Origin of the sequence: Labilithrix luteola, assembly GCF_001263205.1 — a bacterium.
Taxonomy (GTDB): domain Bacteria; phylum Myxococcota_A; class Polyangia; order Polyangiales; family Polyangiaceae; genus Labilithrix; species Labilithrix luteola.
Map to the genome: position 1 here is coordinate 2,267,769 of NZ_CP012333.1, position 12,338 is coordinate 2,280,106.

At 65.1% G+C, this 12,338-nt stretch carries 14 protein-coding genes and 1 pseudogene; 7 read left to right on the plus strand and 8 right to left on the minus strand.

Annotation, left to right across the window (positions count from 1 at the left end):
* Positions 1–32 precede the first annotated feature (32 nt).
* Positions 33–959 carry a nitrilase family protein gene (locus tag AKJ09_RS10280; RefSeq protein WP_146647022.1) on the plus strand — a complete coding sequence of 309 codons (927 nt, stop codon included), beginning with the start codon at positions 33–35 and terminating at the stop codon, positions 957–959.
* Positions 960–971: 12 nt separating this feature from the next.
* A complete protein-coding gene (locus tag AKJ09_RS10285; protein WP_146647023.1) occupies positions 972–2,333 on the plus strand; it encodes an amidase in 1,362 nt (453 codons plus the stop codon).
* A 79-nt stretch (positions 2,334–2,412) separates the two neighbouring features.
* Here AKJ09_RS10285 and AKJ09_RS10290 read toward each other — a convergent pair whose 3' ends face one another.
* Positions 2,413–2,763 (minus strand): winged helix-turn-helix transcriptional regulator, encoded by a 351-nt coding sequence (locus AKJ09_RS10290; protein ID WP_146647024.1) that lies wholly within the window; start codon positions 2,761–2,763, stop codon positions 2,413–2,415.
* A gap of 138 nt (positions 2,764–2,901) precedes the next feature.
* Between AKJ09_RS10290 and AKJ09_RS10295 the strand changes: the two genes are divergently transcribed.
* Positions 2,902–3,540: a glutathione S-transferase C-terminal domain-containing protein gene (locus AKJ09_RS10295; RefSeq protein WP_146647025.1), complete on the plus strand. Its 639-nt coding sequence runs from the start codon at positions 2,902–2,904 to the stop codon at positions 3,538–3,540.
* Positions 3,541–3,874: 334 nt separating this feature from the next.
* Here the strand turns inward: AKJ09_RS10295 and AKJ09_RS10300 are convergent, their stop codons facing one another.
* The gene (locus AKJ09_RS10300; RefSeq protein ID WP_146647026.1) at positions 3,875–4,198 is read right to left on the minus strand and encodes a hypothetical protein; all 324 of its coding nucleotides are present in this window, start codon (positions 4,196–4,198) and stop codon (positions 3,875–3,877) included.
* 53 nt (positions 4,199–4,251) lie between these two features.
* Between AKJ09_RS10300 and AKJ09_RS10305 the strand changes: the two are divergent.
* A pseudogene (locus tag AKJ09_RS10305) lies at positions 4,252–4,530 on the plus strand (polynucleotide kinase-phosphatase); the annotation flags it as partial.
* Between the two features lie 229 nt (positions 4,531–4,759).
* Positions 4,760–5,650 carry a tyrosine-type recombinase/integrase gene (locus AKJ09_RS10310; RefSeq protein WP_146647027.1) on the plus strand — a complete coding sequence of 297 codons (891 nt, stop codon included), beginning with the start codon at positions 4,760–4,762 and terminating at the stop codon, positions 5,648–5,650.
* Positions 5,651–5,680: 30 nt separating this feature from the next.
* On the opposite strand, the gene AKJ09_RS10315 is transcribed toward AKJ09_RS10310, so the two are convergent.
* Positions 5,681–6,097, minus strand: coding sequence for a DoxX family protein (locus tag AKJ09_RS10315; protein WP_205633669.1), 417 nt, complete (start codon positions 6,095–6,097; stop codon positions 5,681–5,683).
* Positions 6,098–6,187: 90 nt separating this feature from the next.
* On the opposite strand from AKJ09_RS10315, the gene AKJ09_RS10320 reads away from it, so the two are divergent.
* Entirely contained in the window at positions 6,188–7,093 is a 906-nt protein-coding gene (locus tag AKJ09_RS10320; protein WP_146647028.1) for a LysR family transcriptional regulator, read from the plus strand.
* A 59-nt stretch (positions 7,094–7,152) separates the two neighbouring features.
* On the opposite strand, the gene AKJ09_RS10325 is transcribed toward AKJ09_RS10320, so the two are convergent.
* Both AKJ09_RS10325 and AKJ09_RS10330 read right to left on the minus strand, forming a co-directional pair.
* A complete protein-coding gene (locus tag AKJ09_RS10325; protein ID WP_146647029.1) occupies positions 7,153–7,980 on the minus strand; it encodes an alpha/beta fold hydrolase in 828 nt (275 codons plus the stop codon).
* 28 nt (positions 7,981–8,008) lie between these two features.
* Entirely contained in the window at positions 8,009–9,175 is a 1,167-nt protein-coding gene (locus AKJ09_RS10330; protein ID WP_146647030.1) for an MFS transporter, read from the minus strand.
* 117 nt (positions 9,176–9,292) lie between these two features.
* On the opposite strand from AKJ09_RS10330, the gene AKJ09_RS10335 reads away from it, so the two are divergent.
* Positions 9,293–9,781, plus strand: a complete 489-nt coding sequence (locus AKJ09_RS10335) for a MarR family winged helix-turn-helix transcriptional regulator (protein WP_146647031.1) — start codon at positions 9,293–9,295, stop codon at positions 9,779–9,781.
* 830 nt (positions 9,782–10,611) lie between these two features.
* Here AKJ09_RS10335 and AKJ09_RS10340 read toward each other — a convergent pair.
* The 3 genes from AKJ09_RS10340 to AKJ09_RS10350 all read right to left on the minus strand — a co-directional run bounded on the left by AKJ09_RS10340 (position 10,612) and on the right by AKJ09_RS10350 (position 12,291).
* On the minus strand, positions 10,612–10,920 hold the full coding sequence (locus tag AKJ09_RS10340; protein WP_146647032.1) for a hypothetical protein: 309 nt from the start codon (positions 10,918–10,920) through the stop codon (positions 10,612–10,614).
* Positions 10,921–11,028: 108 nt separating this feature from the next.
* Positions 11,029–11,388 (minus strand): ATP-dependent Clp protease adaptor ClpS, encoded by a 360-nt coding sequence (locus tag AKJ09_RS10345; protein ID WP_146647033.1) that lies wholly within the window; start codon positions 11,386–11,388, stop codon positions 11,029–11,031.
* A 96-nt stretch (positions 11,389–11,484) separates the two neighbouring features.
* Complete coding sequence (locus AKJ09_RS10350) at positions 11,485–12,291, minus strand: YwqG family protein (RefSeq protein ID WP_146647034.1); 807 nt, start codon at positions 12,289–12,291, stop codon at positions 11,485–11,487.
* Positions 12,292–12,338 lie beyond the last annotated feature (47 nt).

Sequence of the window (12,338 nt, forward strand, 5' to 3'; positions counted from 1 at the left end):
GGTTCTATTATAGAACCGAAAGGACGGTACCGATGACGGAACATCATCCAGAGACGACCGCTGCCACGACCTCCTTCCGACGCAACAGCCCAGCGCGGGTCGCCGTGGTTCAGTTCAATCCGCAGGTGGGCCTGGAGAATCGGAAGGCCAATTCGGCGGCCGTCCAACAGAGGTTGGAGGCAGCCGTGGCCGAAGGCGCGAACCTGATCGTGCTGCCCGAGCTCGCCACCACCGGCTACACCTTCTTCTCTCGCGAGGAGGCCTTTGCCCATGCCGAGCCCGTGCCCACCGGCCCAACCGTGCGCGCGTGGGAGCACTTCGCCAGAGCGCACGGCGTCTACATCGTCGGTTGTCTGCCGGAGCTCGACGGATGGAAGCTCTACGACACGGCAGTGCTGGTCGGGCCGGAAGGATTCATCGGCAAGTATCGCAAGACGCATCTGTGGAACGAGGAGAAGCTGTTCTTCACGCCGGGCGATCTTGGCTACCCGGTGTTCGAGACGCGACTCGGGCGCATCGGCCTCCTCGTGTGCTGGGACATCTGGTTTCCCGAGACCGCGCGGCTGGTTGCGCAGCAGGGCGCCGACATCATCTGTATTCCCACGGGCTGGGTCTGGACGCCCCCGCCCCTCTATGACGCCAGCGGCACGTGCATGGCGGCCTACCTCACCATGACGGCGGCCCACGTAAACAATGTCTTCATCGCTACGGCCGATCGGATCGGCGTCGAGCGGACGTCGGGGTTCATGGGAAACTCGCTCATCGCCGGCACGAACGGCTGGCCCATCGGACGTATCGCCGGACCGGACGAGGACACCATCCTCTATGCCGATATCGACGTGGTTCAGTCGCGCACGGCGCCGATCTGGAACCAGCTGAACGATCTGCATCGCGATCGTCGGGTCGACCTCTACGACCAGATGCTCGGCTATCGCGGCGGCAGCCCCCTCCCGCGCTGACAAACGGCAACCATGGGAACGCCTTCGATACCCCCCGATTCGAGCCTCCCGCTGATTGAGAGTCTCGCCCGCACGGAGAGCGCGCTGCGCCCGGCCAGCCGCGATCTGGTGGAGCACTGCCTCGTTCGTATTTCCGACCCGAATGGAGAGGGTGCCCGCACCTTCCTCTCGGTATGGGAGGATGCGGCAAGGACCGCCGCCGACGCAGTCGATGCGTTCTCCCGGGTCGGCTATTCCGCCTCGGCCATCGCCGGCGTGCCCATTTCCATCAAGGACCTCCTCGATGTGAAGGGCGAGGTCACCAGAGCGGCGGCCCGTCCGCTCGACGATGCACCGCCGGCTCCGCAGGATGCGCCTGTCGTGCGGCGCCTGAGGGCGGCAGGCGCCGTCCTCCTCGGCCGAACGAATATGACGCCTTTCGCTTATTCGGTAGTGGGCCTCAATGGCCACTTCGGCACGCCCGCCAACCCAGCCGATCCCGCCCGCACACCAGGCGGGTCCTCCTCCGGCGCGGCCGTGTCGGTCGCCACGGGCATGGCGATGGCGGCCATCGGCTCGGATACGGTGGGCTCCATTCGCGTTCCGGCGGCTCTGTGCGGCGTCGTGGGCATGAAGCCGACGCAGAGGCGCGTGCCGTTGGCGGGCGCTGTACCGCTCTCCGCCTCGCTCGACAGCATCGGCCCGCTCGCTCGATCGGTGGAGGATTGCGCTCGCGTGCTGGCGGTACTGGCGGAGGAGGCGCTCCCTCCCTGGCGGCGCACGCGCACCGAGGGCCTACGCCTTGCCCTTCCCAATCGCCCCCTCCTCGATGGGCTCGATGCAACGGTGGCCCGCGCCTTCGGGCGCGCATGCCATCGACTCAGCGAGGCGGGGGCCCATCTGCGCGAACGGCATTTCTGCGAGCTCGATGAACTCGCCGATGGCCAGCTGATGCGCACGATTCAGTCGGTGGAGGCCTACACCTGGCACGAACCTCTCCTCGCGCGGCGGGGCGGGGATTACGAGCCGCGCATCCGCACACGCATCGAGCGTGGGCGCGATATCCGCTCCGCCGATTATGCCCGCGCGCTCCAACGCCGAGCGGCGCTCATCGCCTCGTTCGCAGGAGAGATGTCGGAGGTCGACGCGCTCATCTTGCCCACGGTCCCCGTGGTGGCACCCACCTTCGCCGAATGCGAGGCGGACGAGGACAGCGTGCGCACGCGCTTGTTACGCAACACCGCGTCGTTCAACGTGCTCGACGCCTGCGCCGTGACCCTGCCAATCCATGAGCCCGGGAACCTGCCCGTGGGGCTCATGCTCGTCGCGCAATCGGGGCGCGACTGGGACCTGCTCGACATCGCTCACGCCGTCGAGGACGCCCTTCGGACCTGAGGAGAAGATCATGCACTATCTGCAGCTCGACATTCCCCGCTCCTAATATCGGCGGCAGCGTATCGCGCGCAGACAGCCACTAAGCCGATTCTGATTCCGCGTGCGCAACTAGCGCGTCGCGCGCCTTCAGCCACAGTCCGAATTCCCGCATCACGTCGACGACAGGCCGGAGCCGGTCGCCGTCCGCGGTCAGGTCGTACTCGACCCGCACCGGCACCTCCGGATACACGGTCCGCTGCACGAACCCTGCTTCCTCGAGCGCACGGAGATCGAGGGTCAGCATGCGCTGCGAGATGCCCGGCATGTCGCGGCGCAGGTCGCTGAAGCGTTTCGGGCCGTCGAGGAGATACGACACCAGCAGCAGCCGCCAGCGGCCGCCGAGCAGGCGCATCGCTTCTTCAACTGAACATCCCGTTGCACTCGCTTTCATCCTGCTGCCCCTGGTCGGTACTCTTTTTGTAACTACGGCACAAACGACTGCCTTCTTCTCATCGCTGCATCGACGCGAGACATTAGCGCCCGCGTCGCAACGAATCGATACACGGATAATCAAACCTCAAGGAAGCGCATGAAGCTCTACCACGCTGCCGGCAGCTGTTCGCAGGCGATATGCATCGTGCTGCGCGAAGGAAACATCGATGCGGAGATCGTCAGGGTCGACGCACGCAAGCATCGGGTCGAAGACGGACGCAACTACTACGACGTCACCGAACTCGGCTATGTGCCGCTGCTCGAACTCGACGACGGCACGACGCTGCGCGAAGGGCCCGTCATCGCGCAGTATCTCGCGGATCGGCGCCCTGAAGCGGAGCTCGCGCCCGCGTACGGCACGCTCGGCCGCTATCGGCTGATGGAATGGCTCAACTTCCTCGGCAGCGAGATCCACAAGGGCTTCATCCCGCTGCTGTATGCAGTGCAGGCAGGGAAATACGTCGAACCTGCGCGGCAGAAGCTCGACAGTCGCTTCGCATGGATCGATCGCCAGCTCGACGGAGCGACGTTCCTGACTGGCGACACGTTCACGGTTGCCGATGCCTACCTGTTCGCGCTGACGGGCTGGGGCAAGGCCGAATGGATGCGTTCGGTGTACAACGCGGACATCGACCTGAGCCGATACGCGCATCTGCGTGCGTGGTACGAACGCGTTCGCGAACGACCGGCCGTGCAGCAGGTGGTGCAAGCCGACGCGCGACCGAACGCATCCTGACGCGTTCAGCGGGGCATCGTCAGGAGCACGTCGCTGAAGTAGCCGGCGCGAGGGCCCCATGACGTCGGGGATTCCGTTTCGCCGTTTCGTGATGCGCCGAAGCCCGCCAAAACGAGGGCAAACAGAGTCTCGGCGTCACGCGGATCGGATCGCCTCGACCGTACTTTCGCTGGGAGAAGTAACTCGACTCCGCGCGCGGAGTCTGGTCGTCGAGCACCTGGGAAGATTCTCCAGTGCGTCCAGGGCAAATGCCAACAGCCACCCGGCCAGCGGCCATTGCCGATGGACTGGGTGGACGAGTCGGTCGACTGGCTTCGAGCGCGCGGGCGTTACGTCAGTTCGAGGCTGCTCCTGCGTCGGACGGGCAGCCTGTGCGGAGCTGGACGGACGGGCCCCCCGGCGCTCGAACCGCTGCACAAGACGTCGGGCAGAGGATGATGCGCGTCGGCGTGACCGTATCGGGATCGACGTCGTAGTACCACCCGCCCGTCGCGGCGTCGCACGAGGCGGCGTTCGAGACGTAGGTGAGCGTTGCCTGCGACGACAGCTCGACGTCGAGGTGCTCGGGATCGAAGGTGCCGCCGTCTACCTCCGGCAGCGCGTACTCACACGCGCGCGCTTCGGTGCGAATCGCTTCGAGCGCGGTGTCGAGCTGCATGACGACGTCGCCCGAAGCGTCCGCGATGTGCGCGCTGGTCGTGCCGCCGGCGGCGGCGAGCGCGTCGCCGAACGCCTTGCCGCCCGCTGGTGAAATGCCGAGGACGGGAATACCTCCGAATCATCTACGGTCCCGAGTACACGGCGCCCGAACATATCGAGCGCCTGCGGCCCCGAGGACTCGGCACGAAGCGCACCCTCGCCTTGCGCGAGTTCGCACTCGGTCTCGAGGCTCTCTATCGCTTCGTCGAACGAGAACCACTTTATCGGGTGCACGAGTGCGTCTTCGGTGTGCTCGCGCTGGAGACCGAGCCCGTCGATCCTCGGCTGTAGTTCGGCCCGCGGGTGGATCCGCGGTCGAGAGCCCTCGGACGTGCATTTTCCGCCAAGGCGGGTTACGTTCGTTAGCGGCGTCTCCCACGCCTGACCCCTCGGAGCCATCCCCCTGCGGTGGCTCGTTTCGGGGCAAGGGGCTTCGGTCTCGGGATGGTCGAGGTCTTTCTCCGGACCGTGCGGCCGATGGTAGCGGGGGCTGTCGGATGCACGAGATTCGGGAAAGATCGTGACCAAGAAGAACGCAGCCAAGGTCGCCGCTCGCGCACGCCAGACGCGTTTCGGTGGCACCTACCTCCACCATCGTCACGTCGCCGGCGGCGGGACCAACGATGCCACGAGGAAGGTCGAGGTCGCCGACCTCAGCGACGAGGCTGGTTCGTTCCTCCACGCCTTGAAGCGCGATGACCTCTCCCCCAACACCGTCGCCTCCTATGGCGCCGCCTTGCGCCAGCTCGCTGAATTCTTGGCCGACCGTGGGTACCCGACGGACGTCCGGCGGATCGACCCTCGTTCCATCGACGAGTGGATCATCGACCTGGTCGAATGCCAGAAGAAGCCAGCCGTCGCCCACAGCCGTTTCCGAGTCGCCCAACGGTTCTTCCGTTGGTACGCCGAGACCGACGATTCGTTCGCCTCGCCGATGCGCGGGATGCGGCCGCCTCCGTTGCCGGAGTACCGGCGCGTTCTGGAGCTGGAGCAGCAAAGCGACTTGGTCCGTACCTGTCAGGGTCGGACGTTCGAGGATCGGCGGGACCTCGCGCTGCTCCGCGTCTTTTTCACTACGGGCGCGCGACGGGCTGAAGTGGCCAATCTTCGATATTCGCCTACTGGCCCGGCAGACCTCGACCTGAAGCGTCGAACCGTCCGCGTCGTCGACAAGGGCCGCGGGGAACGGACCGTTAGCCTGGACGACGACACCGTCGCGGCCTTACACGAGTACCTGCGTGCTCGTCGCGACCATGCGCATGCGGACCTACCGTGGCTTTGGCTCGGCAAAAAAGGGCACCTCGACGATCCCGCCGTTGGCCGAGCGCTCCGCGATCGTGGGAAGCGAGCTGGCATAAGCGACCTCCATCGCCTCGGCCACGGCCTTTGGATTGTTGAAGCTGGCGGCTGACCAGTGCGCCGACCGACGTCGTGAACAGAGTCAGGGTAGACGCGTTGCTGCCGTCTTGTACCAAAGCAGATAGGACGTCATGTGCGCGATGAAGAAGGCAAACGGGAATGGGGCGTGCGCAGCATCGCCGGCTAGGAGGTGGGAAGCGGTTGCGCCGAGGAAATCGAAGGCAAAGCCCGCGTATGCCCATTCCTTCAGTTTGGGATAGCGCCCTGTCAAAATAGCGATACCTCCCAAGACCTTTGCGAGTCCCAAGATCTTCATGATGTAAAGGGGATAGCCGAGCGCGAGGAGCGTGTGTGCGACGCTCTCCGGGCCTCCCGTAAGGAGCTCGACGACGCCCCCGCCGGCACCGGGCACCATGAGGAGCCCGGTGATGGCCCAGTAAAGGAGCCTATTTCGAGTCCCCGCGGTCCTGTTCGATTCCGTGTGGCTGGCTGTATTCATGATTGAACCTTCGCTTCGGACAAACGATTTAGGAGGCCTCGGCCATCCGCGGAAGTGATGAAGTTGTGATACACTCCATCGGACGATCCGATGGAGTTCGGCAAGCTCGGAACCCTCAGCCTCGACCAGCTGCGCATCCTCGTGACGATTGCCGACGCGGGGAGCTTCTCGGCCGCGGCTCGCGCGCTCGGGCGTGCCCAGTCCGCGATCAGCCAGGCCGTCGCGACGCTCGAAGAGCTCCAGGGCGTCACTCTCTTCGACCGGGATGGTTACCGGCCGCGTCTCACCGATGTCGGGCGCGTGCTCGCCGATCAGGCCCGCCTGGTGCTGGAAAGCGCGGCGCGGTTCGAGGCGGTGGCCGCGAATAGCCGTAAGGGCCTCGAGCCCGAGCTCGCAATTGCGATCGATCCTCTCGTCCCCACCGCACCGCTCATCGATAGCCTGCGCGCCTTCGGCGAGGAGTTCCCCGATCTCCCGCTGCGCTTCTCGACGGAAGGCTTGGGTGGGTCGGTGCGACGCTTGCGCGATGGCTCGGCTGCGCTCGCGCTATGCGTGCTTTTGCCGACGATCCCGGCCGACATCATCGCGTACCCGCTCCTGCGTATTCGCTTGAAGGCCGTGGTCGCGCCGAATCATCCCCTCGCGCGTCTCGGGCGCGCGGCGAGGCGCGCAGATCTCGAGAAGCATGTGCAGCTCGTGCTTTCGGATACGGGGGCAGCTCCCAACGAAAGCTACGGAGTCCTCGGCGCTCGACTGTGGCGCTTCGTCGATCTCGGCCGGCGTCTCGATTTCCTACTCGCCGGCTTCGGATGGTGCCGCATGCCGGAGCACCTCGTCGCGGCACCGATCGCGAACGGCGAGCTCGTGCCGCTGAAGATCGTGGATGACCCCACGCCGCGCGACGCCCTAACGATCCACGCTGCGCACCGGCGCGATCACATTCTCGGCCCTGCGGGGCGATGGCTTCTCGACACGCTTCAGAGTCGACTCGCCTGAGCGGGACTGCGCGTCGACCTGGAATGCCAAGGCACACGAAATATCGAGCGAGGGCGAGCTCAAGCGATCGCGATGGCCGTGGATTTCTGAGCTGCGTGCAGAAAGTCGACCAGCCGCGAGGAAAACACCTCGGCAGAGTCGACGTTGGAAATGTGGGCAGCGCCGTCGATGACGACACAGCGGGCGCGCGGCACGCGCTCGGCCATGTGACGGCTCATCTCGGGCGGGGACATCGCATCCAGGCTGCCAGCGATGAACAGCGTGGGCATGACGAGCTGGCCGATCCGCGCGGAGACGTCGAAATTGCCGATACCGCGCGCGACGTGTGCGAGCGATGCGCCGTCAGCCGTCGCTGCGATACCATGCCAGATCTGGTAGGTGCGCAGGCCATCCGGTGTCGCCTGGAAAGCGGGCGAGACGAGCGACGGCCAGCTCTGCTCCAGGCGCGCGACCGGTCCGTGCGGACGCTCGAAGGTCTCCGCCCAACCTTTCGCCATTGCCTGGAAAGGTGGTGTCGCCGTCTTGTCGAAACTGTTGGCGACGACGAGCCGGCCGATACGAGCAGGATGGCGCAGCGCCAATTCGAGAGCAACCATTCCGCCAAGCGAGAGGCCGACCAGGTCCAGTGTCTCGATGCGGAGATGCGCGAGGAGGCTTTCGATATCATCGGCAAGGTCGGCCACACCGAATGGCGCCGATAGCCTGGCCGATGCGCCATGCCCGGCATGGTCGGGAACGATGACCCGATAGCCGGCCGCGACCAGCGACGGAATCTGGGGCGCCCACGCTCGGCCGGAATTGCTGATGCCGTGAAGCAGCAGAACCGGGGGGCCTTTGCCGAATTCGATGAAGTAATTGCCACGACCCTGGGCGTCATAGAACGGCATGCAAATCTCCTGTTGTCATCGATTGTCGTCAGCGATGGAGAGATAGGCGGTCGCCCGGGCGCAGGCGGACGGCGATGAACGCGAGCACCAGACACAGCGCCGCCATCAACCACCAAGCGGGCGTGAGGTTGGAAAGATGCTGGCGCAGTAGACCGGCAACGAGCGGGAGCACGGCGGCAAGCACATAGCCGCCGCCTTGCACGAAGCCGGCGATCGCGCCGGCCTGCTCCGCGGTTTCGCCATGGTCCATGGCGATGATCAGCGACAGCGGAAACAGTGCCCCGATGCCGAGGCCCACCAGCAAAGCAGCTATCCATGCAAACGAGAGCGGCGCCAAGCAGAGGCAGAGAAGGCCGGCGAGCAGCGCGCCGATCGCGGCAAAGAGCGCCGGGCGGCGATCGGTTGATCGATCGACCCAGAGCGACACGGCGATCCCCGCGATCACCTCGGCCAGCGTGACGGCGCCGAGCATCGCGCCCGCCACCTGTGCCGACCATCCGAGCTGCATGTAGAAGGGCGGCAGCCAGGCGAGAACAAGCGTGTAGGCGCCCGTTCCCAGGCCGAAGAAGGCCAGCAGCAGCCAGGCGCGCGTCTCTCGCTGCACCGGGCGAGGTTGGATCGTGCCCGGCATCTCGTGCGTCTTCGCTGCGACCGCGATCCATGCCACGAGTCCCACCATCGCCAGCAGCGCCCAGACCCCGAGTCCCGCCGGCCAGCCCCAGCTTCCCGCTATCCAGGGGCTCGCCGTGCTCGACACCAGCGCGCCGCCCATGATCGCGGTCGAATACAGCCCCATCATGCTTCCCGTCCGCGCACCTGCTCGCTGGCGGATCACACCGGGCATGAGCGCTTGAACGATGGCGATGCCGACTCCTCCCAGGATCGCGGTGAGGATGAGCTGGGTCGCCCCCATCGACCACCAGCGCCCCAGGCAGGCCAAGAGGATGAGGACGATCCCCAGCGCGATGCCCGCCCGCACTCCAAGCAGAGCCTTCACTCGCCTCGTCCCCAATAGGCAAATGCCCATGAGCGCGACCGGCAGCATCGTCAGCAGGCTCGCGCCGGTGTCGCTGAGCCCGGTGTCACGTTGAATCGCGTCGAGCAGCGGCCCAATCGACGCCAGCGCGGGGCGCAAATTGATTCCGACGAGCAGGATGGCGAGTGGGAACAGCGTCCCGCCGGACGTTCTACGCATGACAGCCTCCGGGCGCTCACCCTCTTGTCACCGAGGGGCGCCATCGATACTGTCTCTACGTAGAGACAGTTTATCTCCACGTCAAGACACCTTGCTACCTCAAGCTGGGAGGCTCGTATGGACAGAGCGGCAAGCGCGGCCGAGCAATGGGCAAACGAACGACCGGACCTCGATACCGGCCCGATGGTGCTGTTGGGACGGCTGAGCGAAGCGGCCCTCGTGATTGCGCGCGACCGGCTCAACCCGCTGTTCGCGACCTTCGGCCTACAACCGGGTGAGTTCGACGTGCTGGCGACGCTACGGCGAAATGGGCCCCCTCATGCCTTGACCCCGACCGATCTCTACGACGCGTTGATGATCTCGTCGGGCAGCATGACCAATCGCATCGATCGGCTGGAGAGTGCAGGGCTGGTGGAACGCCGGCCCAATCCGACAGACAAGCGGGGCACGCTCGTGGCGCTGACCGCCAAGGGACTTGCCCTCATCGAACGCGCAGTCGGGGAGCATGTCGCAAACCAGCATGACATCGTGAGCGGTTTGAAGGAGCGCGAGCAGGAGCAACTTTCAGCGCTGCTCGCCAAGCTTCTCCGCTCGCAGCAGCCGTGATCCAACCGTTCGCGCAACACGGTCTCGTCGACCGTCGCTGACGGATGCAACCGTGGCGTTCACGTCAACGGGGCGAGCGCTCGTGGCGTGGAGACATGACGATCTCGTTTTGGTCCGCTGGATTGATCGGCCGTGAAAACGCGTGCGGTAGCGCTTATTCGAGAACGTATGCGTCCCGACGCGCTTCTGTCACAGTGCGCGCATGGCTCTGGAACGACGGGGGCTCGGCCACGCGTGGAGAGGCGTATTCCTCTTTGCTGTTATCGGCTGCGGGCGCGTGGCGTCCGAGGCAGTCGATGCCGGACCGAGTGACGCGGGCGACGCGGCAGTCCATGAGCCAGTCGAAGGCGACTCGTGCACCACGGACTCCGATTGCGGCCTCAACTTGCGTTGCCTTTATTCGGTCGATGCCGGATGCGATGCACCGAAGCAGTGTCTAAAAGACCTCGGCCTAAGGCGCCTTCACTGCGGATGCAGCGGACGCGATGTGCTTGCTAGCACGGCGTCGACGGAGACGGTCGCCCACGACGGCTCTTGCAAAGGGCCTGACGTCAATTGCGACTTCGTCGCTTATGACCGCGACACGCTCAGTTCGTTGGAGAACGATGACTGCTTGAAGAAGCCGTGTCCGCCGGGCTACATCTGCGATATCGGGCCGACCGGCGTCGTGGACGTGCCGTACCTAACGCGTTGTTATCGCGCTCCGCCACGTTGCGGCGACAAGCCTACCTGCGATTGCATCACGCCCTGCGCGTGCCCGCTTGAGCAGTGCACCGACGCTGACTCGGGCGTCCAGTGCAGCTCGCTGACTCATTGACCCTGTCTGAGCACTACTTTTGCACAGGGCATGGGCGCGTCGTGCACGCCAAACCTGGGCGGTTGAAGTCCGAGTTGAACGCACACTTGCACGTGTTGCACCCGTCGAGAGCTGGACACATCGTCTTTCCATCCGCCGGGCACGAGAAGAAGACGCCACCGTCCCGGTCGATGATGTCGCAGCTTGCCGGCGGCTGGCCGCTATCACCGGTGTGGGCCGATGCGTCGCTTCCACTTTCGGTGGGATGTGAAGTCGTCTCGCCACCACAGGCCAGCAAGAGCGTCGCCGCCGCCAACCCCGCTTGCATAAGGAAGCGCCCCATGGCGCGAGTATACACGAGGCCAGCTAGTGAAGCCCGGCGTGGACGTGACGCCGCGGCTGGGTCGGCTGCGCGACCATATCCAACGATCCGACGCGACGTTAGCGGAGTTCAGTCGTCGCCGCCGTCTTCGGGTTCGGCCGTGACCTTGAGCGGCATTTCGAACTCTCGCGCGTACTCGGTGACGGCCGCGGCCTTGGTTTCTGCGATATCGCGCGTGTAGACGCCGGCGACGCCTTTGCCCTGGCGATGGACGGCCATCATGAACTCGCTCGCCGTCGTTTCGTTCATGTGGAAGAACTGCTCGAGGACGTGAACGACGAACCACTTGGTGGTGTAGTCGTCGTTGTAGAAGACGACGCCGTAACGGCGCGCCCGGCCGACCTTCGGAGCTCGCTCGATGACGACGTCGCCATCGCCATCGTCATCGTGGCGCGCGTCTTCGATGCGGTTGTTGGCTAGCCAGGACATTCCGGCGCCAACCTTGCCACGACCGCTTCCGTTGGCAACTTCGACCGTCCGCCGAAGGCGATGAAGCGCTCGGTCGAGCTCGAGAGAGCGGGGCGCTCAGGTCGAATCCCAGTGGAAGAGCAGCTCGTCGAACCTGCACTGTTCGAGGTCCCTCCGCTTGATGAAGAACTGCGCGCTTCCTCCGTCGCCCCAGCTCAGATCTCCGTAGTTCTGGAACTGGACAAGGAGAAGACTGTCTTCCCACCCCGGCCGCGAGGCTCGCGGGTCTTGGCCGTTCTGGGAATAGTGATACCCACCGATCTTCGTTCGACCGTAACCGACCTCCGCGTGCCCGGAGTGCCGCTGGTCGGTGAGTTTCAGGTAGTCCTTCCAGGCGCGCTGGTCACGTGCGATCGCGGAATACAAATCGCGGTCAAAACGAAAGTCCGAGTTCGTCATGTACTCTTCTTCCTTCGTGAAGGAGAGAGCGTACTCGGCGACACGGTGGACCCCCGGATCGTGGTCGAAGTCGGAGAAGAGCTGCTCCGGTTCAGAGACCACTATTCGATGGTAGATGGCTCGCACTTCGGCGCCGAGGTCGTGCCAGTCGGTATCATCGACGAAGAGCTGGAGAATCCCTCCCTTCGGAAACGAGGGAAGTGGAGGCATCGCGCCGAAGTCGAGCTGAAGCAGCAACATCAACTCACGACCGGTCCTCCGATGCTTGGGCCAGGGCGTGGCGTTCGATGTGCCAGGGTAAGGAACGTAGACGACGTCGGGCGGATGATCCGCGGGAAAGAAGGGCACGCCGCCGATCTTGCTTCGGTAGAGCGGCGTGCTCTCGCGCTTCAACGAAAGAAGCACGGTGGGTGCGGCGGTTGCTTCGATGCGCTTCTGCCACGGCGCGAGGGAACGGGGAAACATGAGGCAGTGCTCGTCCAGGTGCTGTGGCTGACGCCGCGATTGCGTGA